The organism is Acidobacteriota bacterium (assembly GCA_016713675.1).
In the GTDB taxonomy this organism is placed as follows: Bacteria; Acidobacteriota; Blastocatellia; order Pyrinomonadales; family Pyrinomonadaceae; genus OLB17.
Genome location: JADJOS010000001.1, coordinates 1,110,846 through 1,131,666, shown reverse-complemented (window position 1 = coordinate 1,131,666; position 20,821 = coordinate 1,110,846). Strand labels below are relative to the sequence as shown.

The 20,821-nt window shown below is 52.5% G+C and carries 20 protein-coding genes and 1 pseudogene; 1 reads left to right on the top strand and 20 read right to left on the bottom strand.

What is annotated here, in order from left to right; all coding sequences use genetic code 11:
- Positions 1-16: 16 nt before the first annotated feature.
- The 5 genes from IPK01_05115 to speD form a co-directional block, all read right to left on the bottom strand.
- A complete protein-coding gene (locus IPK01_05115) occupies positions 17-1,540 on the bottom strand; it encodes a polyamine aminopropyltransferase (protein MBK7932874.1) in 1,524 nt (507 codons plus the stop codon).
- A gap of 74 nt (positions 1,541-1,614) precedes the next feature.
- Positions 1,615-1,842: a DUF350 domain-containing protein gene (locus IPK01_05110; protein ID MBK7932873.1), complete on the bottom strand. Its 228-nt coding sequence runs from the start codon at positions 1,840-1,842 to the stop codon at positions 1,615-1,617.
- A gap of 35 nt (positions 1,843-1,877) precedes the next feature.
- On the bottom strand, positions 1,878-2,027 hold the full coding sequence (locus tag IPK01_05105) for a hypothetical protein (protein MBK7932872.1): 150 nt from the start codon (positions 2,025-2,027) through the stop codon (positions 1,878-1,880).
- A 19-nt stretch (positions 2,028-2,046) separates the two neighbouring features.
- Positions 2,047-3,999, bottom strand: coding sequence for a DUF4178 domain-containing protein (locus IPK01_05100; GenBank protein MBK7932871.1), 1,953 nt, complete (start codon positions 3,997-3,999; stop codon positions 2,047-2,049).
- Positions 3,996-4,421, bottom strand: a complete 426-nt coding sequence (speD, locus tag IPK01_05095) for an adenosylmethionine decarboxylase (GenBank protein ID MBK7932870.1) — start codon at positions 4,419-4,421, stop codon at positions 3,996-3,998. The genes IPK01_05100 and speD overlap by 4 nt, the downstream gene beginning before the upstream one ends.
- Before the next feature lie 84 nt (positions 4,422-4,505).
- Between speD and IPK01_05090 the strand changes: the two genes are divergently transcribed.
- Complete coding sequence (locus IPK01_05090; GenBank protein ID MBK7932869.1) at positions 4,506-5,456, top strand: hypothetical protein; 951 nt, start codon at positions 4,506-4,508, stop codon at positions 5,454-5,456.
- A gap of 2 nt (positions 5,457-5,458) precedes the next feature.
- Here the strand turns inward: IPK01_05090 and IPK01_05085 are convergent, their stop codons facing one another.
- The 15 genes and pseudogenes from IPK01_05085 to yidD form a co-directional block, all read right to left on the bottom strand.
- On the bottom strand, positions 5,459-7,033 hold the full coding sequence (locus IPK01_05085) for a GWxTD domain-containing protein (GenBank protein MBK7932868.1): 1,575 nt from the start codon (positions 7,031-7,033) through the stop codon (positions 5,459-5,461).
- Positions 7,034-7,181: 148 nt separating this feature from the next.
- On the bottom strand, positions 7,182-8,822 hold the full coding sequence (locus IPK01_05080) for a GWxTD domain-containing protein (protein ID MBK7932867.1): 1,641 nt from the start codon (positions 8,820-8,822) through the stop codon (positions 7,182-7,184).
- Between the two features lie 141 nt (positions 8,823-8,963).
- A complete protein-coding gene (gene tatC / locus IPK01_05075) occupies positions 8,964-10,025 on the bottom strand; it encodes a twin-arginine translocase subunit TatC (GenBank protein MBK7932866.1) in 1,062 nt (353 codons plus the stop codon).
- A gap of 9 nt (positions 10,026-10,034) precedes the next feature.
- Positions 10,035-10,409 carry a twin-arginine translocase subunit TatB gene (tatB, locus tag IPK01_05070; protein ID MBK7932865.1) on the bottom strand — a complete coding sequence of 125 codons (375 nt, stop codon included), beginning with the start codon at positions 10,407-10,409 and terminating at the stop codon, positions 10,035-10,037.
- Positions 10,410-11,387 (bottom strand): selenide, water dikinase SelD, encoded by a 978-nt coding sequence (gene selD / locus IPK01_05065; protein MBK7932864.1) that lies wholly within the window; start codon positions 11,385-11,387, stop codon positions 10,410-10,412.
- 56 nt (positions 11,388-11,443) lie between these two features.
- Positions 11,444-12,307 carry a ParB/RepB/Spo0J family partition protein gene (locus tag IPK01_05060; protein ID MBK7932863.1) on the bottom strand — a complete coding sequence of 288 codons (864 nt, stop codon included), beginning with the start codon at positions 12,305-12,307 and terminating at the stop codon, positions 11,444-11,446.
- Positions 12,300-13,061: a ParA family protein gene (locus IPK01_05055; GenBank protein ID MBK7932862.1), complete on the bottom strand. Its 762-nt coding sequence runs from the start codon at positions 13,059-13,061 to the stop codon at positions 12,300-12,302. Before IPK01_05055 ends, IPK01_05060 begins: the two co-directional genes overlap by 8 nt.
- Positions 13,062-13,678: 617 nt before the next feature.
- A pseudogene (mnmG, locus tag IPK01_05050) lies at positions 13,679-15,569 on the bottom strand (tRNA uridine-5-carboxymethylaminomethyl(34) synthesis enzyme MnmG).
- Positions 15,570-15,623: 54 nt separating this feature from the next.
- Positions 15,624-16,667 (bottom strand): LD-carboxypeptidase, encoded by a 1,044-nt coding sequence (locus IPK01_05045; protein ID MBK7932861.1) that lies wholly within the window; start codon positions 16,665-16,667, stop codon positions 15,624-15,626.
- 2 nt (positions 16,668-16,669) lie between these two features.
- A complete protein-coding gene (locus IPK01_05040) occupies positions 16,670-16,795 on the bottom strand; it encodes a hypothetical protein (protein MBK7932860.1) in 126 nt (41 codons plus the stop codon).
- On the bottom strand, positions 16,792-17,145 hold the full coding sequence (locus IPK01_05035) for a hypothetical protein (protein ID MBK7932859.1): 354 nt from the start codon (positions 17,143-17,145) through the stop codon (positions 16,792-16,794). Before IPK01_05035 ends, IPK01_05040 begins: the two co-directional genes overlap by 4 nt.
- On the bottom strand, positions 17,145-18,050 hold the full coding sequence (gene mnmE, locus IPK01_05030) for a tRNA uridine-5-carboxymethylaminomethyl(34) synthesis GTPase MnmE (GenBank protein MBK7932858.1): 906 nt from the start codon (positions 18,048-18,050) through the stop codon (positions 17,145-17,147). The genes IPK01_05035 and mnmE overlap by 1 nt, the downstream gene beginning before the upstream one ends.
- An 89-nt stretch (positions 18,051-18,139) precedes the next feature.
- Positions 18,140-18,589 (bottom strand): hypothetical protein, encoded by a 450-nt coding sequence (locus tag IPK01_05025; GenBank protein MBK7932857.1) that lies wholly within the window; start codon positions 18,587-18,589, stop codon positions 18,140-18,142.
- Positions 18,590-18,658: 69 nt separating this feature from the next.
- Positions 18,659-20,581, bottom strand: a complete 1,923-nt coding sequence (gene yidC / locus IPK01_05020) for a membrane protein insertase YidC (GenBank protein MBK7932856.1) — start codon at positions 20,579-20,581, stop codon at positions 18,659-18,661.
- The gene (gene yidD / locus IPK01_05015) at positions 20,581-20,790 is read right to left on the bottom strand and encodes a membrane protein insertion efficiency factor YidD (GenBank protein ID MBK7932855.1); all 210 of its coding nucleotides are present in this window, start codon (positions 20,788-20,790) and stop codon (positions 20,581-20,583) included. Before yidD ends, yidC begins: the two co-directional genes overlap by 1 nt.
- Positions 20,791-20,821 lie beyond the last annotated feature (31 nt).

Here is a 20,821-nt window from a genome sequence, read left to right as displayed (position 1 = left end):
ACTTATTTCGGACGTTCTACTGCTCAAACCTCCGCCATTCGGCTTCGTAGTATCGAACTAATGCCTGATTATCAAGGCGGTTGATTTCTAATTCTTCGGATGGGCGTGAAGTATCCCCTGGAAATTCGAACATCGAAGCGAAGGTGTCGTCATTGAGAAATTTCAGTTCAACGCCTGCCGGCGGTTTTTGCGGTGTTTCGAATGGCTGCAGCTTTGCGAGTGCGTAACCCCAAACGCCGAAACTTGGGACCGTTGTGTGAAAGGGCTTGACGACAAAACCGGACGCCTCGAGCGTCGCGATTATGCACCAGTACGACTGCCGGGCGATCAGCGGTGATGTCGTCTGGACGACTACGGCGGAATCCGGCCGTAGCTTCTGTTTAAGCAAATTGTAAAATCGCGTTGAATATAGCTTGCCGAGTGCGAAGTTGTTGGGGTCGGGAAAATCGACGATCGCGACATCGAATGGCTCGATCTGTGTGTTATCCAGCCACACGTATGCATCACCATTCACGACCGTTACTCGAGGATCGTCAAAGGAATGTCTATTCAATTCGCCCAATGCTGGCACGGAATACGACACTCGTGTCATCTCCGGATCGAGATCTACCAGTGTCACGTTCTCGACCGACTTGTATTTCAGTATCTCGCGTAACGCCAGCCCGTCGCCGCCGCCAAGTACGAGAATGCGTTTAGCCTCCCCGGCGAACGCGGCAAATCCCGGATGGACGAGTGCCTCGTGATAACGGTACTCGTCAAACGAATTGAACTGCAGATTGCCGTTTAGAAACAGCGAATAGCCGACCTTGCCTTTGGTCACGACGATCCTTTGATAGGCCGAGCTTTTGGCGTAAATTATATTGTCCACGAACAGGGCATCCTCCGCCATCGTGGTCAGTTTGTCGGCTTTGATAAAGGCGATAATGAGCAGAGTAAGGATAATAAATCCCTTGACGCGCATGACGGTCACGTTCTTTTTGATCAACGGATATAGCAGCCATGTGCCCCAGATGCCGACGGCGGCATTGAGCATTCCAAAAAGCAGCGAAGTGCGGTTAAGGCCGAGTTTAGGAACCAGAAAGATCGGGAACAGGAGTGAAGCAGCAAGTGCACCGATATAATCGAAGGCAAGCACGCGCGAGACGAGATCCTTAAAATCCATCTCGTCCTGCAGGATCCGCATCAGCAGCGGTATCTCAAGGCCGACAAGTGCGCCGATGATAAATACCATCCCGTACAGAACGACGCTGAAATAGGATAAATGTGCAAATGTGAGGAACAGGAGTGGAGCCGAAAATCCACCGATCACCGCTACGGCCAGTTCGATCTCGACAAATTTCTCGGCAACGTGCTTTTCGATGAACCGCGAAAGCCACGAACCGACGCCCATAGCGAAGAGATAGATGCCGATTATTAATGAAAATTGTGTGACCGAATCGCCGAGGACATAGCTTGAAAGCGTACCGGCGAGCAACTCATAGATGAGGCCGCAGGTGGCGATAACGAAGACATTTAGGAAAAGTAGCGGAGCGCGTTTCATAAATTAGGGGCGGGAGACCAAGGACAAGTGACAAGATAAAACCCGACTTGTCCCTCGTCCCTTATCCCTTGTCCCTAATTTCCTTGAATGGCCGACGAGATGATCATCGCAACGCCAATGATCAATGCGCCGATAATGATGGCCAGAGCTGTGTTTTGATCTTCCTCGATCTCCTTCTTGACCGAAAACGGCGCGACCAGAACGACGATGGCAAACGCTATCGCAAAAACGATCAAGCCTATCGCGACGAATATCACGGTCGTCGTCAAAACAGGCAATAGATCGTCAAGCTTTACGATCATGCCCAACATCGGGACAATTGCTGCAAGATTCAACATTATTTTCCTCCACGAAATCCTGAATAAAAGAACGGCACTCCCAAACGTGATTTACTGCCGGCATTGGCCAATTCCCAACCAAACCAAGATGCGGCTCCGTAGGCGATCAGAACGCCAACGCCAAAAACCATATAGATCTTCTTGAACATAAAACCTCTTTGTCGACCATTACTCGTCTGAATCGTCAGAACCGGACGAACTCGAACCGAACATGCTATCCTTCCAGCGGCCCGCCTCGAACGACCATTTGCGGAACAAACCAAATATCGGGACGATCAGCAAGATGATGAAAGCACAGCAAAAATTGACGCCGCGATTGACGCCCTGTTCGACCTTGACCGACACTGGCATCTGAGCCTGCCAATTTTGCCAGGTTCCCTCGACCTTTATCGAATACCTGCCGGCAGGCAATGATGAGATCGTCGCGTCCGTAGATTTATCGCCTTCGGTCCAGGCACCGTCGCTGTCGCTGCCGCTATAGAATTCGACCGGCACATTCACTGATTCAGCGACTTCTTTTGTCTGCTCATTGATCAGATCCACATCAAGATCGGCCCATGAATTGTCGACCTGGGCACTTGATGTGATACGGACGTTACTGTTCCCCTTGAGATCAAAAGGCTGGCTGAACACCGCCTGTGGGGCAGTTGCATTCGCCATTGGAGGCAATACGATCTCCTGGTTGAATACTGTCTTAGTAATACCTGCAAGCGGTATCATAAGGACGGCAACCGCCAATAACGCGAGCAGCGGCAACGCTCCCCAAGTGTAGTAAAACTGTCCGGTGAACGGCTGATTCGGCCCGACGCCCCACGGCCTCGGCAGATCGGTAACGCCAAATGCCTTTTCGATCTCATCGTTCGTCAGGTACGTTCCGACCGACCAGTTGATCTCGTTAGGAGATATCTCTTGCGAGAGCATCAACGGGGCAGCCACGTAATCGACCGCTCGAACAACTTCGCCCTGTTCAACACGCCAGTAAAATTCGCCTTTGACGTATTCAACGGTCGCCGGTGCATCCTGAAATATCTTGAATTTCTGTCCGTTATAGTCGACCGTGCCGCCCGCGGCAAATATATTGTCCTGCGCCACATCCGCTGGGTTTATCGGCTCGACGAAATTCCAGTGATTGTCGGAATGTACCAGCCAACGGAAACCGACCATCGGATTGTAGAGCAGATATTCGTGCCAGTAATACTTGATGCCGTCGAACGTGACGCTCCGCACCACAGCCCCGATGATCTTGAATTTTACATCGTCCTTAAAACTGCCTTCGGCACCGATCGGCGCGACGAATGCGAGCTGATCGGGCGACGGCGTCAGTGATTTGAGGTACGAAAGATTGCCTTGATTGACGTCGAGCAGCGAGTCACAATTAGGACAAGTTACGCGTTCGGCTTTGTCAGGGGCGATAAGGTCGATCGGCCCGCCGCAATTGGGGCACCCCATACCGGCCGTCGAAACGGTTCGAGCCTCACGCTGAACAGGCTTAGCATCACCGAGTCCGATCTCGGCGAGGGTTACCTGGCTGCCAACAAAGACCCACGGCGGATCCATGCTGTAGTCGATGGTCGCGAACGCATTGTTCTTGCCCGCCAGATCGGCGTAAGCAAACTGTTCGCCCGGTGTTAATTTGTACGGTATCTCACCATCGGCCGCCATTAGGGTTCCGCGGCCGCGTTCCTGCACCATTAGCGGTGTGGGATTTGGGATCTCAGGCAGCGTTTGGCCGAGTTGAAGGCCCTCGAATGTCGGCAGGACGGTCCCTTCGGGAAGCGGCTGATAGAACGTCAGGTAAAAACGCCCTTGAGCCTCAGCAAGCCAACCGACCCAGCCGTTCGAAAATGTGGCGTACCACTCATCCCAGGTTCCGCCTAGTTCATGTTTGAGTTGGGCCCGGCCGGTGAGTTCGAATCGTGCATCTTTAAATGTACCCTTGAGCCCAAGTTTGAGCGGTGATTCAGACTGAACGATCTCAGCAACCTTTCCTAGATCCTCAAGAGCACGATCGGTCCTGGATATCGCAGAACGGCAAAACGGACAGACGATGACGATCGTCGAACCGGACTTGAATTCAAGAGGGCCGGCACACGACGGGCAATTTGCGGTTAGAACACTCATTGCAAACCTCCCGCTATCTCGATCTTCATTTCCGGTTTATTATTTGAAATTTCAGATGTGAAATTTGAAATTTGGTCTACTTGTTCACCTCGTTCGATCTTAGTAACCGTAACGTGAGCAGCTCCCAGAGCAGTCATAAGATTCTCTTCCCAATCCCATTCGGGCCTGGTCCGACAGCAGTAAAGGTTGAACGTCGCAGTGCCGTATTCCGGATACGTGTGACACGCAAGGTGCGATTCCGTCAGGGCGATGAGGCCGGTGACGCCGCCTTCGCCGGGGAATTTATGCCACACTGAGCCGATCGAACGAAGTCCAAGATCGGCGATCACGTTGTTAAATACCGAGCGGATGGTCGCTTCATCGCGCAGCTGTTCCGGGTCACAGCCTGTTGCTTCGATCAGCCATTCGGTTCCAACGATCATCGGTTCAATCCAAATCCAATACGAAATTTGCCGGTTAAATGTTTTAAACTTACCGCAGGGTATCTGCGTTATAGTTGAGCTAGTATGTCGAACAAAACTATAGCTAATTTTTGGTTTTTTGTCATTTTCTCGGCATCGGTTGCTGCGATTTTTTCCGGCTGTTCGATGACATCGGCCGGAAACTCAAGAGCTGCGGCTGTTTCGAACTTCGAAGCGGTCAAAACGACAGGAAAGATCGAGAATGCAGAGATCACCGAAAGCAGCGGCGTAACGGCATCCAGATGCCAGCCCAATGTATATTGGACACACAACGATTCGGGCGACGACGCATACATCTTTGCAATGGACAGGAGCGGTGCACGGCTCGGAACCTGGAAGGTCCCAAACGCGTCTAACGTCGATTGGGAAGATATAGCATTGTTCAAGGACAGTGCCGGAAAATGCTTTATCTACATTGGCGAGATCGGCGACAATCAGTCAAAACGTGACGACAGAACGATCTATCGCATACCGGAACCCAAAGCATCAGCCGAAAACGCATCCGCGACCAAACGGCAGCCGTTGACCAGCGAACCGGCTGACGCGATCCGGTTCACCTATCCCGACAGCCGCCACAACGCCGAGACGCTGCTCGTTCATCCAAAGTCAGGCGACATTTATATCCTCACTAAGCGCGTTAGCGGCCCGGCCGGAGTTTATCGTCTCAAACCGGAATTTGGAAAGGAAAGTACGGTCAGGGCAGAAAAGGTGGCAGATATCTCGGTTCCTGCGATACCAAACGGATTTCTTACCGGCGGCGATATATCGCCTGACGGGAGACATGTCATTATCTGCGACTATACGGCAGCCTATGAATTTACGCTGCCGGACGGTGCGAAAAGCTTTGACGATATCTGGTCACAGGCACCGGAATCGATAGATGTTGGTGCTCGCAAGATCGGCGAAGCCGTCACCTACACCTCGGACGGCAGATCGATCATCCTCACCAGTGAAGGGAAAAATTCGCCCGTGCTCGAAGTCATTCGAAAAAACTGATCCTATTTTGCGATCGTAAATTTTGATCCATTTTCGATCGTCTGGCCACTAACCCGATCCTTTGTCTGAACCTTCACCTCATATTCGCCCGGTGCGAGATCCGCGGTCGGAAGTAGGCGTGCGAGCGTCAGACGCTGTCCCGAATCGGATATCGTCGACCAGTCTTCCGTTTGCCTGAGGATCTCTTTGCCATCTTTGAGCAGAACGTAGGACACATCTATCGCGGGCCGCAGCGTGGTCTGATCAACGCCCGCGTTATAAACCTGCATGTATACGCCGACCTCCTGGCCCGTCTTGAAACTGCCGGAAATATTCGGAATTATCTTGAGATCGCCGATAACAAATTGCTTTCGGTTGTCGCTCTCGCCAGCCGGTCTAAGCTTTGCCGCCAGAACGAGTGATGATGTCGAGAGTTTTTTCTCTTCATATTTCGGAACGGTGAATCCCATCCTCACAATACCCTTGTTGCCGGTGCCGACATCGCGAACGATGACATCGACCTTGTATATTCCGGGAGCCAATGCGACAGCTCGCTGATAGATCGAATTTCGCTGTTTGGTGTTGGCCAACTCATCGACCGTAGCTTGGGTAATTACGGCGTCCTCAAATATGCCGCCGCGTTTGTTCGAAACGGTCGTGATGCGGCCGAGAATATTGAGTGTCGCTGTGGGCAAACCGCCGGATTGCTCAAATTTCAATTGGTTATTGTCGGTCTGAATCGTAAATGTCGTGATCACGCGTTCGTCGGACTGGCGAAAGTAGTCGATCCGCATATCGAAAGCGAGCGGATCGTTGTCGATCACCGGCGAATCGGTCAGGGCTCGGTTCAGATCGCCGTATTTGAGGGCCGGAGGATTTTGAAGTGCAATATTGCGTGCAAGAATGCTGAACGGATTGTCCTGCTCCCGCTGATACGTGCCGCTGCCGGCGTCGGTGTGCCTCCGTCCAGTTGACGGTGTCATCGCCAAGGCGTCCTTGTCGTCCGATCCGCCGGCAATCTTGTATTCGCCGGTACCCGTGCGATCAACAAACTCGATCTCGATACCGTCGCCGACGCCGTCCAGATGTCGGTAGAACCACGTTTCGAACGGATACGTCGTAGTCGAACCGCCGCCCTCGTAAATTGGACGGTCGTATGCTCCGCCTGTCGGACGCGACTCGACCGAATCCGGTTTGCCCCACGCTATGTAGATGCGGCCGCGGTCGGTTCGCCATCCGGGGATGCCCGACGCATAATTTTCGTTCGCATAGGCTATCCGCTGGTAATACTCTTCGCGATATTCGTTCTCTTCGGTCTCGCGGTCCGGGTCACGATTGTCCCAGAATATCTTAATAAAATTCTCGCGTTCTTCGTTGGTCGTCAGCATCTGAAATGCCTTGCGTTCGGCGGGCGTTATTATGTACGGAACATCCTCCGTCAGCCACCGCTTGAACACGTCATCCTTTTCTTTCGTGATCTTAAGCGGACCTTCTGGAGGGTTCAGGTTTAGAGGCGTTTTTGACGGATCCTGGCCCGTCGCGATCGCTGCGGCCGCAACAAGCATCGCGGACCCAAGAACTAACCTTCGAATGTACATATTTCTCCTTACCAATTGAAGCAGGCCCGATCGTTCGAAAACTTTGTATTTGTCGTCCTTTCTATTGATGAGCAGGAAAATAGAAAGGTTGGACGAACGCAAAATATGCGTCCGTCCAACCTTTGTTGATCCAAAGAAAAACTAACGTCTATTGAATGATCGTAAATTTGCCCTTGAGATTATCACTGTCAAGCACCTGTCCTCCGACGCGGTCCTTGATCACGATCTTGACCTGGTAATCACCAAGAGGCATTGCCGAAGTCGGTAAGAGTCGTGCAAGCGTAAGCCGCTGCCCCGAATCACTGAGGCCGCTCCAATCTTCCGGTTGACGTAACACTTCCTTTCCATCCCTGGACAAAACGTATTCAACATCAACAGCCGGCCGAAGCGTCGTCTGGTCGATCTGGGCGTTATAGACCTGCAGATAAATGCCGACCTCTTGGCCCTGTTTGTAGACGCCGCCAAGATTGGGAATTACCTTTGCGTTGCCGATAACGAACATCTGACCGATATCGCGTTCGTTGGTCGTTCGCAATTTCGACGTCAAAACGAGCGACGACGTCGAAAGTTTTTTCTCGTCATATCGCGGAACGGTAAACCCGACATTCTTAATGCCCTTATTGCCCGTCGCCACATCGCGAACAACGACATCGACCTTGTAGGTGCCGGGCGTCAGAGCGATAGCCTTTTGATAGACCGATTTTCGGTCACGCATCTCAGCCAGTTCTTCGGTCGTAGCATTTGCCGTGACCGAATCTTCGAAAATGCCCGAACGCTTGCCCGAAACAGCTGTAATGCGGCCAAAAATATTCATTCGTGCAGTCTCGAGACCGCCGACCGGATCGAACTTAAGCTCTTTATTGCTTGCCTGGACAGTAAAGGCCGTGATCACTCGATCGTCGGATTGGCGAAAGAAATCTACTCGCAGATCAAACTCAAGCGGGTTATTGTCAATAACCGGAGAATCGGTCAGCGAACTTTGCAGATCACTGAACTTCACTGCCGGCGGCCGCTGAAGGTTGGCCATGACCTCCAAACGTCGAAACGGAGTATCCTGCTCACGCATATACGTCGCCGGTCCTCCACCGTTTGCTCGTTCAGCCTGATCAGACAGCCCAAGCTGTTCGGCCGTAGTTAGGCCTGCACCCGGCACCATTCTAAGCGCATCTTTTTCTGTAGAATCTCTTGCCAGCCGATATTCTCCGGTCCCGGTGGGGTCGACAAACTCGATCTCAAGCCCGTCACCAACACCCTCGAGATGACGATAGAACCAAACCTCGAAGGGATAGGTGGTCGTCGAACCGCCGCCCTCGTAGACCGGCCGGTCGTATGCTCCGCCCGAAGGATGCGATTCGACAGAATCCGGTTTGCCCCATGCAATGTAAACCCGGCCGCGGTCGGTCCGCCATCCCGGAATACCCGACGCAAAATGCTCGTTTGCATAGGCTATGCGTTCGTAATACTCTTCGCGGTATTCGTTTTCCTCAGTGTCGGGATTAGGGTCGCGGCGGCGCCAGAAATTCTCAATGAAATTCTCACGCTCTTCGTCTGTTACCAGGGCATTGAATGCACGCTTTTCGTCTTTGGTGATGATATATGCAACGTCATTGTTGATCCACTTTTTGTACGCTTCCTTTAGCTCGGGCTTGACGTTGCGCGGTTTGTCGTTCGGGTCCTGGCTCGGCTTGTCCTTTCCGTCCTTAGGTGGCTGGGCAAAGATACCGGCCGCGGCAAAGCCAACGACGAGAATCATCAACACAAAATTTTGAATAAGTCTGACTTTCGACATAACGGTAAAACTCCTGAAAATACCGGTTCCGTACCGGCTGCTATCGTGATCTATGTGCTCCTAAGATTTTAGACACTTATCCGTAATAGTTCAAGATGCAAAAACGCGCCCTAATGGTTGTATCAATTGGGTTTCGCGCGCTCAGGCCTTCTCGGCATCGGTAGTCCGCTTTTTCCCGAAAAACCATGCAATAAAGATCGACACGACGTAGAGTCCCATCATCGGCGTCGCAAACAGCATCAGATTTGGAATATCGCCGGTCGGTGAAACGACCGCAGCGACGATCAGTATGACGATTAGCGATATCTTCCAGCTTCGCACCAATAATCCGGCCGAGACGATACCGATGCGTGCAAGCACATAAGTGATCGCCGGCATCTGAAATATAATTCCCATCGCCAGCATGACGAGTGTAATAAAGTCGAAATAGTCGGTTGCTCTAAGCAATGGACGAAATTCGGATGCCAGTCCGATCAGATATCTCAATGCCGGCGGAAAGAGTATGTAATACGCAAAGGCCGCTCCGCCAACAAACGATATGGTCGAAAGCCCAATGAACGGAGTGACATACGCACGTTCATGTTTATAGAGGGCGGGCGAAATAAAGCCCCAGATCTGCCAGAGCAGAAACGGTATCGACAAGGCGATCGCCGCATACAGCGAAACAGTGACAAAGAGCGTAAAGCTCTCGGCAGCGGTCGTCACGATAAGACGTTCATCGGCCGCGGGCTCGTTCTTTGACGCCGTGAGAAGATCGGGCGGTAATCTTACACCGCTCGGCACAACACCATTGTTTGTAAATATCGGTTCGCTCGAAAACAGCGCCAACTTACCGTCCGCATCCTCGGCGACAATGCTCGCGACCGACGTTCCCGGAGCTACGACCGTCGCACCGAGCTTTGTCGGCCTGTCGAACACATATCGTCCTGCGTCTCCGGGCCTTAAGGTTGCCAGCGGCTGCACTTGTTCGCTTCCAGTCACTCCGCCGACCGGAATTTCACGCCGCTCGGCCTCGGACAGAACCTGCCTGATCGGTACGGAAAGAAAACTGAAGATCGTATCGGAAAAGTAAAAGCATACTACAAAGGCAAGCACAACGATAACGACGCTGCGGACAAGCCGCTTGCGCAGCTCATCAAGATGCTCTAAAAACGACATGTGAGCCGGCAATTCGGCCTCTTTGTTGATCTCGATGTCGTCCATTCGTGTCGTTTACAGCCAGTTCTTTTTGTCGTTCTCGTCAAATTCCGGCACTTCCGGTTCAGGACCTGTTTCAGCAGCAGCCGCATCAGTGTTGAACGACGCGGGGTCGATCGATCTGATCGCCGGAGCTGCCGGTTCGACAGAACGCGGCACAGTCGGAGTGTCCAATTCGTCCAGGCTGAACGCTTTCGCTTCTTCCTCAAAATTGACCTCACGCTGCCAGGTCTCTTTGAAGTCGTTGGTCGTACTTCTGAATTCGTTCATCAACTTTCCGATCTTGCGTGCCATTTCCGGCATCTTACGCGGGCCAAGAAAGATCAGGGCCACGATGCCGATCAGCACGAGTTCGGAAGTACCGATGGATTCGAAAATAAATAGAAACACTTAAACCACCTCGATCAGCCGCTCCGAATAACTGCCGACGCGGCCAACGATGACCGAATCCGCGACCGAACTTAAATATCGCGATGCGTCCGATTCTTTCACGCTGATCAGCAAACCACCGGCCGTTTGCGGATCGAAAAGAGCGCTTTGCATCTCGACCGAAACACCTGCGCTTATTCTAACCGCTTCGCCAACGTAAACGCGATTGTTCTTGTCGCCGCGGGTCAGCATTCCCTGCGAGATCAGATCAAGCACTTGCGGCAATAGCGGAACTGCTTTAGAATCAATAGTTAGCGTTACTTTGCTGGCCTTTGCCATCTCGTAGGCATGGCCAAGCAACCCGAATCCGGTGACGTCCGTACATCCACTGGCTCCGAACTCGCGCATTACCTTAGACGCAGCGGCAGCCGAAGTCGTCATTGCTTTTATCGCTGCTGCCTCGGTCTCGGGTCTCGCGACACCTCGTTTCACCGCTGTATTGATCGCTCCTGTGCCGATCGGTTTAGTAAGGATCAGCACATCGCCGGGTTTTGCACCGGCATTCGTGATCACTTTGTCCGGATGAACTATTCCGGTAACCGAATATCCGAACTTCATCTCCTTGTCATCGACCGAATGCCCGCCGATGACGACGACATTCTCAGCGTTCATCGCCAACTGCCCTCCGGCGAGTATCTCGCCGAGAATATCCCAATCTCCTTTCTGCGGATAGCAGACGATCGAAAGGGCCGTAAGCGGTACGCCGCCCATCGCGTATACATCATTTAGCGAATTGATCGCCGCGATCTGGCCGTAAATTGTCGGATCGTCGGCGACAGGAGTGAAAAAATCAAGGGTCTGCACAAGCGCCGTTTCGGAATTTAGGCGAAAAACTCCCGCGTCGTCCGAATTCTCAAATCCGACGATCACATTTTCGTTCGATTGTCTCGGAAGTTTGCTCAAAACTTGAGCAAGGTCGCCAGGTGCGAGTTTAGCCACTCAACCGGCACAGTCGACCATTTCCGTCAAACGCTTATGCATTCACGTAACTCCTTTTATTGCTTAATTAACATCTGATAAATTCGATCAAGATCGTCCGTTCCGTAATACTCGATCTCGATCTTTCCGCCCGTGCCTTTTTTGCCCGGCAGGATCTTTACATTCGTGCTGAAATGCCGCATCAGCTTGGTCTCAGCCGATTTGACATTTGGGTCAACAGAACGCGTAACTTCTTTCTTTTCAATAAGTTGCGAGGGATGTTTGGACAATTTCCGAACTGCTATCTCGGTCGCCCGCACCGACCAACCCTGTTCGACCGCATCGCTTGCCACTACGCGGTGAATGCTCGGGTTGTCGGTCATCAGCAATGCCCGGCCATGACTAAGCGAGAGTTTGCCGTCGATGATATGCTGCTGAACATCCTCAGGCAGTTTGAGCAACCGAACGGTCGTCGCGATCATCGAGCGTTCGCGGCCGATTCGTTCAGAGATTTCGTCCTGTGTTAATCCAAGCTGATCAAGAAGTTTGCGATAGGCGTTGGCCTCTTCGATCGGGTTGAGTTCGTGCCGCTGTATGTTCTCGATCAAAGCGATCTCAAGCAATTGGTCGTCAGGAACATCTTTGACAACGACAGGAACGCGTCTTAGTTCGGCACGCTGTGCCGCACGCCAACGGCGTTCACCGGCAATGATCTGATACCGTGTGCCGTGCTTTCTAACAAGGATCGGCTGAACTATCCCATACACGCGGATAGACCGCGCAAGGTCATTGAGATTCGATTCAGCAAAACGCGTACGCGGCTGCTGGGGATTTGGATCGATCAGGTCAATATCGATCTCGGATGATTGAGTTTCGCTTACTGCGGGCTTTTCATCACCCATCAACGCGCTCAGGCCCCGTCCAAGCGATTGTCTAGCCATGGCTTATGATCTCCTTTCCTAATTTGATATAGCTGTCGGCGCCTTTCGATCGCGGATCGTAGAGCATTATCGGCTTTCCAAAGCTAGGAGCCTCAGCAAGACGCACATTTCGAGGAATAACTGTTTCGAGTACCTGCGAACCGTAGAAATCACGCAGATCTTTGGCAACTGCCGACGAAAGGTTGGTCGACGCATCGAACATCGTCAGTAAAAGCCCTTCGATCGCGAGATTTGGATTCAATTCCCTGCGAAGGCGTGCAAGCGTATCAAATAGTTCCGTAACGCCCTCAAGTGCGTAATATTCGCACTGTATCGGCACCAGCAGAGAGTCTGCCGCCGTAAGGCCATTTATTGTCAAGATGCCGAGCGATGGCGGGCAATCGATGATGATGTAATGAAAATAGTCGCGAACGGTCGCCAACAGCTTCTTTAACGCGTAGCTGCGGTCGGCAGAATCTACGAGTTCGATCTCCGCACCGGCGAGGTTTTTATCCGAAGGGAGGACCCACAACGAAGGAATATCCGTTGCCAGCACCATTTCCCTAACAGAATCCCCGGAAATAAGGGCATTATAAAGGTTTTTACGGTTAATTCCCCGTGCAATACCCGCCCCTGATGTGGCATTTGCCTGAGGATCTGCATCAACGAGCAGCACCTTTTTGTCTGCCAACGCCAATGCGGCTGCTAGATTTACTGCAGTTGTCGTCTTTCCGACGCCGCCTTTTTGATTTGCGACCGCTATGATCTTTCCCATGTTTACACGCGCGAAATGCGAATTTAGAAGTTAACACAATTCGAAAACGAATTCGAACCGCCAAATTGTGGTACGTACCACAATTTCTGCGCCTCAATTTTGATCAGATTGTGGTACGTACCACATTTTTGGACGCGGTCTGGCCTGAAATTGTGGTACGTACCACAATTCTGTATGTCGGAAATGACCACACAAACACCAAAACCTTCCAAACATAGATCGACGTGAAGAACCGCTCGGCCATTGCTTCTTTTTCTGTAAAATTGTGGTACGTACCACAATTTACCCTGATCTGATTGTTCAAATTATCAACATGTCTTCCCGACGGAAAGTCCAATTGTTCGGCGAGATCAGGGAATTGTGCTTTTCGAAATTGTGGTACGTACCACAATCTTGGAATCGTTAGGTCGGCGTTGGTCGGGACTGCCGGTGAACTCTGCTTATTACTGGGCATCCTCCGCGTGGAATCACCTGACGAAGATCCGATGCTGAGTTCAAAGGGGTTTCGCGGAGGCCGGAAAAAACGTTTTTACTAACAGATTTCGCTCAATGCTTCAACAAATTGTGGTACGTACCACAATTCTCGTGCGGGGGATAATTTGTGGTACGTACCACAATTATGAAGACAAAACTTGGTTTTGATTGGGTTTTTCGGCAGTCAAATGGACCAGAACCGTGGATATTGCAGCCGGAGTGAGGCCGGATATGCTGCGGACCTGGGCGAAATTCTGTGGGCGAGCACGCTCGAGACGCTCGACCATTTCGTTAGAAAGGCCTTGAATGAGGTTAAATTGAAAGCTCTCGGGCACTTTCAGTGCATCGTGATGGTTTACACGCTCTGTCGCGATCTTTTGCTTGGCGATATAGCCACTGTACATCGAATCAGCCAATGCCGTGTCCAACTCAGCTGTACGAATATCAGCGAACATCGGCGGGCAAAAGCCGCTGTATCAGATCGGCATTGACACCCTGCCGCATGGCTAGCTGCGACAATGATATCGAATCGCCGAGATCGACACCTAATATCTGAGAAATACCGGCGTATTCCGCAGAAGAACGCTTAAATCGCGTCATATCGATCAAATTACGGAGCGATGCGATACGATCGCGTTTACTATTGAACCGATCCCATTCCGAATCGCCGACAAGCCCGATCTCACGGCCTTTAGGCGAAAGCCGCTGATCCGCGTTGTCATGACGCAGCGTCAGACGGGCCTCAGCTCGTGAGGTGAACAAGCGATACGGCTCATCGACGCCGTGACGGATCAGATCATCTGCCAAAACGCCGATATAAGCCTCGTCACGCTGCAATATGAATGGCTTGCGGCCTTGCGTCGAAAATGCGGCATTTACACCAGCGAGCAGACCCTGACACGCAGCTTCTTCGTAACCGGTCGTGCCGTTGATCTGGCCGGCGAGAAAGAGGCCGTCCATTCGGGTCGATTCCATCGTCGGGCGCATTTCACGCGGGTCGACGAAGTCGTACTCGATCGCATACCCGGGCCGAATGATCTGCACATTCTCAAAACCGTCGATCATCCGCAGCAATTCGAGCTGCAGATCGGACGGCAGCGATGTTGAGAATCCGTTTAGGTAAACTTCGTTGGTATTGCGGCCCTCTGGCTCGAGGAACAGCTGGTGCCGGTCCTTTTCACCAAATTTGACGACCTTGTCCTCGATCGACGGACAATATCGCGGCCCGACGCCCGTGATCTTTCCGGAATAGAGCGGCGAGCGGTGTAGGTTGCCGCGGATCGCGTCGTGGACACGATCGCTCGTATAGCCGATGAAGCACTGGATCTGGTCTTGTTCGATCTTTTCCGTTGCGAACGAAAAAGCGACGGGATTTTCATCCGGCGGCTGCGCTCGAAAGCATCCCAGTCGATAGTTCTGCCGTCGAGCCGCGGCGGCGTTCCTGTTTTCAGACGACCGACCGGAAATCCGAGACGCTTGAGGCTATCTGCAAGTTCGATCGAAGCAGGCTCACCGGCACGTCCCGCCGAGAAGGTCTTCTCGCCAGTGTGGATCGTACCATTAAGAAAAGTACCGGTCGCAACGACCACAGATTTGGCCCCAAAACGACGTGAATCTTGCAGCTCAACACCAATAACCCTATTGTTTGCAACAATTAGCTTAACCACCACACCCTGGCGAAGGCTCAGGTTCGGTGTCGCTTCGAGGACGGATCGCATCTCGGTCCGATACATACTGCGATCCGCCTGTGCCCTTGGCGATTGCACTGCAGGGCCGCGGGATCGGTTGAGCAAACGGAATTGAATGCCCGTCCGGTCGATCACTCGGCCCATTATGCCGCCAAGAGCATCGATCTCGCGAACGACATGTCCTTTTGCGATACCTCCGACTGCCGGATTACAAGACATCTGCCCGATGAGATCAAGATTGATAGTGACGAGGGCCGTGTTCGTACCAAGGCGCAGAGGCAGAGGCCGCCTCACATCCTGCGTGCCCAGCTCCGATCACGATCACGTCAAACTTTTCGTCGAACATATGCCCAAAAAGCCAAACTTAGACCGTATCAATCAGAAAACCATTCGTCAAGATTTATATTACCGGCGATTCGAGCATCGTAACGGTCGCGCCTTCTGTATCAAGTTCCGCCTCGATGCCCATCGGCAAAGTAAATTGGTCGCGAATATGGCCGATCGACAAACCTGTGATCACTGGAATGCCAAGATCACCGAGCCTGTCCCTGAGCACCCTGAGGGTCACCGCTGTTTCTGCGTCGGTCGCAGCCTGTGCACTTGAAAAGACGCCTAGAGCCACTCCCGCAAGAGACTTCATATCGCAGCTCTGCCGAAGCTGGGTGAACAGCCGATCTACTTTATACGGCGGCTCGTTGATGTCTTCGGCAAAGAGGATAGCGCCCTTTACATCTTTGAGTGCGTACGGCGTGCCTGCAAGAGCCGATAGCAGGCTCAGGTTTCCGCCGATCAGGCGCCCACGGGCCTTCCCGGGCGTGATCACCAATGGTTTGAATAGTGCTGAAGCTTGGGCAAGGTTGTATTCGGACGGCTGGATCTTATAGTTGGCAGGCGGAGACATTACCGAATTCACAAGATGGGTCTTTGTGTATTCCGACAGTTCCGATGTCGCTACCGGACCGTGAAAGGTAACGAGCCCGGTCTGCTGTGAGATCGCCATGTGGAGGGCCGTAATATCTGAATATCCGATTAAGACCTTCGGGTTCCTTTTGATGAATGAATAATTGATCTCCGGCAACAGCCTCGGGGCACCGCTGCCGCCGCGAACGCACCAAACCCCGTTGACCTCTTTATCCTCAAACGCCCAATGCAGATCATGTAGCCTTTCAGCATCCGTACCTGAAAGATGGTCCTTGCTTCCCCTCGCGTATTTACCGACCTTTGCTTTCAGGCCAAGCGTCGCGACATTTGCCAGCGCCCGTTCAAATGCTTCGGGCGTTGCCCCGCTGGCCGGAGCGATGACGGCGACAGTGTCGCCGGGACGCAAGCGGTTTGGCTTGATCATCTTCGGCCGAGCGGCCGTCTTTGCGGAAACGCTTATAAATCCAGCTCCGGCAACGATCGGCAGCATCGCCGCTGTTTTCAAAATGTCTCTTCTGTTCATATCTACTTACCGATGCAAAATGTTGAAAAGATTCGAGTTAGCATATCCTCGGTCGTTGTTTCGCCTGTGATCTGACCGAGGTAGCGCAAAGCGTTGTGGAGACCGATCAAGATGATCTCTTCGCTCATTTTCTCATTGAGCTGCAGGATCGATTCTTCGATCTCGTCCTTTTACGAACCAACAGGTCGTGGTGCCGGGCGTCAGTTACCAGAAAACCAGCAGTGGAGATATCGTCCGGCGAAAACGGACGAATGATAGCATGCCGCAGGTCGTCGAGGCCATCGCCGGTCTTTGCAGAGAGAGGTGTGACCTTCGGCCGTAGGTATGCGAGCGAAGAGTGTGCTCCGGCGATAAGCCGGTCGATATCGTTTGACGGTCGTTTATCGATCTTGTTGACCGCGACAATATAATTGAGTTCTTTGACACTCTCGAGGATCTCGTGATCTTCGGGCGTGATCTCGTCGGATGCATCGAGCATTACGATGACGAGATCCGCGTCGGCGATCGTTGCCTTGGAACGCTCGACCCGATGCTCTCGACCGTGTCGGTCGTATCTCGAAGTCCTGCCGTGTCTATCAAAGAGATCGGGACATTTTCGACGACGAAGCGCTCATGTATCTGATCGCGTGTCGTACCGGCGATGTCGGTAACGATGGCCCGTTCACTTCCGAGTAAAGCATTGAACAGGCTGGACTTACCGACATTCGGCCGTCCAACCAAAGCTACCCGCAGACCTTCGCGGATCAAACGCCCCGCGGTGAAAGTGGATGCGATACGTCCGACTGCTTCGCTCAGATCGACCATCCGCTTGCGGACATCGGCAAACTTCGCCGCCGGCAGATCGTCCTCGACAAACTCGAGTGCCGATTCGAGAAGGACGATCACATCGAGCAGATCATCCTTGATCGGCTGCAGTTGAATTGAAAATTCTCCCCGAAGCTGCCGAACCGCCTGCCGTGCCGACGCTGTCGTCTGGGCATCGATCAGATCACGGATCGCCTCTGCCTCAGCGAGGTTGATACGGCCGTTACCGAGGGCACGCAGCGTAAATTCGCCCGGATCCGCCACACGGGCATCCATGCTCAGACAAATATCAACGACCTGTCTCAACAGCACAGGCGAGCCGTGACAGCTGATCTCGACGACATCCTCGCCGGTAAATGAATGCGGTGCCTGGAAATAGGTGATGATAGCTTCGTCGATCACGTCACGGGTAGATGGCTCATGAAGCTGCTTGAGATGGGTTGTACGAGGCGATGGACCAAATTCGTCATCACCAACCAACTTCTGCGCTATGCCGATCGATCCGCCGCCGCTCAAACGGATCACACCGATACCGCTGCGGCCGGTTGGTGTTGCGATTGCGACGATCGTATCTGCCATAGTTATATTTCACCACAGAAAGCCCAAAGGACACAGAGAATAGAAAAAACTCTCGGTGCCCTCTGTGTACTCTGTGGTAAATTTTTGGTCTACTGCAGCCGAACCTGCAATCTCCGGTCGCGGCCTTCGCCGACCGATTCAGTGAAAAGGTCCTCTTCTTTTTGCAGCGATGTGTGGATAATACGGCGTTCGGTCGAATTAAGCACTCCAAATGTGAACGGGCGGCCATTCTTTCGCACCTGATCGGCGGCAAAGCGAGCCATCGCGTGTAATTCGGCCTTTCGTGTCTGGCGAAAGCCCTCGGCGTCGACGATGATGCGGTGTTCACGGTCGAGTTCGCGACCGAACGCTTGAAAGAGAATGGTCTCAAACGCGTCGAGCAATTCACCGTTCTCCGCGAGTGCAAAGTGAGCATCTTCGCCGCTCAGATTGAGCAAACATCCGTCCTCATTCCATTCGGACGAGACAGTCAGGTCAAACTTCATATCCGAAACAACGCGGGACAGAAACTCTCTCGCATTTTCACAAGTCTGATTCATATTCGTAACGCACGCCTGCCAACCTACCGCCTAAATTTACTCGCACGCCTGGCTAACGTACGTTCCCATCTAAGCCAATTTCGGCTTCACCTGCTTGGCACCTGTCGGTACCGTATCGACTATCTGGGTTCCGGGTGGAATGTTCGTTTTATTCATGTGGTTGATCACCATCTGCTGACCAAAGCTAACGATGTTACCAAAGAACCAGTATAACAACAGTCCTGACGGTGCTGACCACATGACCCAAAGCATCATTATAGGCATCAAGTATGTCATCAATTTCTGCTGCATGGCCTGTTCGGGAGTTACGACTGCGGCCTGCGGCGTAAATTTCATCGACAAGATCATTGACAAGGCAAAGGCGAACTCAAGCAAATGCCATGGATCTGCCGCCGATAGATCGGGCAGCCACAGGAACGATGCCTGTCTTAGATCGAGAGCGATCGTCACGGCCGTGTAAAACGCGATCAACAGCGGAAACTGGAGCAGCATCGGCAGACAACCGCCGATCGGCAGGGCGTCCTTGGTCATTTTGAGCTGATCCATCTGCAATTGACGCATCCGCGGATCGTCATTCGGCACACCTTTCTTTTGCAGATCTTTGATCTTGTCCTGTATCTCTTTCATCTTCGGGGCATTGCCCGAAGCCTTTTTGAAAGATTTCGACTGCGACCACCTCAGCGGGAATAACAGCATGTAAAACAGGAACGTAAAGACAATGATCGCGACGCCGTAATTGTTCGTGAGGTTGTTAAAGAAATTAAGCGAGTAGATGATCGGGATCGAAAGTGTCTTCGTGATCGGCCTGATCCACGAATAATTACTGAAATTGATCAGATCGACTAGCTCGATGCGTCGGCCCGTGCTCTGCGAAAGGCTCTCGGAATATGGGCCGGAAAGAGCGAAATAATCTTTGGTTCCCGTAAAGATCTTTGTCGGTGTTCCGTCTGTCGTGATCGGAACGTAGGCCGTGATCAAATGCCGAATTTCGCTGGTGGTCTTGCTCCGCGTGATCCAACTGAATATTCCGTCGTAAAACGGCACGGTCTGGAATTCGTATTTAGTCGCGTGAAACTCGAGTCCTTGAAAGCGCTGTGCCGGAATAGCTGCCATTGCAAAATAGGCATCGCCAACGCCGGCCCAATCGATGTTGCCCGGCACCGCGATCGAGCTCTTGTTGTTAGCGTCGAAGGTCAGCGAAGCCCCTTGGTTACGGTAAACGGAATCATTTACAAACGCCACGGCCTCAGGTTCGATGTGGTAAAAATTGTGATGCGGGATCGCCTGATCGCCGATGCTTGCCCCGATCAGGAGTTTGGCGTTCGGCATCGGCTGTCCGCCTTTCGTAAGCTTTACCGAAAGATCGGCGACATAACTGTCAGCACGAAAAACGAAAGTTTTCGTCACATCCAGCCCGTTCGCATCCGTTAGTTTGAATTCGATGGTCCGTTCCTGTCCGGCAGCTAATTCGACATTGCCGTCGGCGCCGGTCACGGCATAATTGCGTTCATTTATCAGCCCGTTAACACCGGTATCGTCGGTCGTAAGGCGAAACGGGACTTCGCGGGGATTGGCCGCCAGAGCTTCGTTCGAGATCAGCTGAAGCGGCTTTTTCTCAACGCTATTCGAGCCGTCTGCCCATAGCGGACGCTCTTCCTTTGGAGATTTGTTTTGAATCAGTATCCAACTCGTGGCCACCGCACCTTTGCTGTCGAGTGTTACTTCATAGAGCGGCGATTTGATCGTGATCAGTTTGTTAGGAGTTATGTCCGGTGTCACTGCAGCCGTATCAGCAGGCGTTTGAGCTGTCGGGGCCGCGGGCGTCGGCTGAGCCGGAGAAGTTTGAGCTGTATTAGTATTCGCGGCTGCGTTCGGATCGGCGACCGGCGGTTTAGGTGCAAAGAAGTACTGCCAGCCGAATAAAACGGCCATTGCGAGGACCATTGCGATCAGAAAACGTGATTGACTGTTATTGCTGCCTGGATTTTCCATTACTTCACCGGGTCGTGGCCGCCTTTACAAAACGGCTGACACCTCAAGATACGCGTGAATCCCATCCATGTTCCGCGCATCGCACCATACTTCTCCACCGCTTCCCGTGCATACTCCGAACAGGTCGGCTCAAACCGGCAAGCGGGCGGCAAAAACGGCGAAAGGAACGCCTTGTAAATGCCTAAGAGATCTAAAACCAAAAATTTCATCGCCAAAAACGAATAAAGGCGGAAACACGAC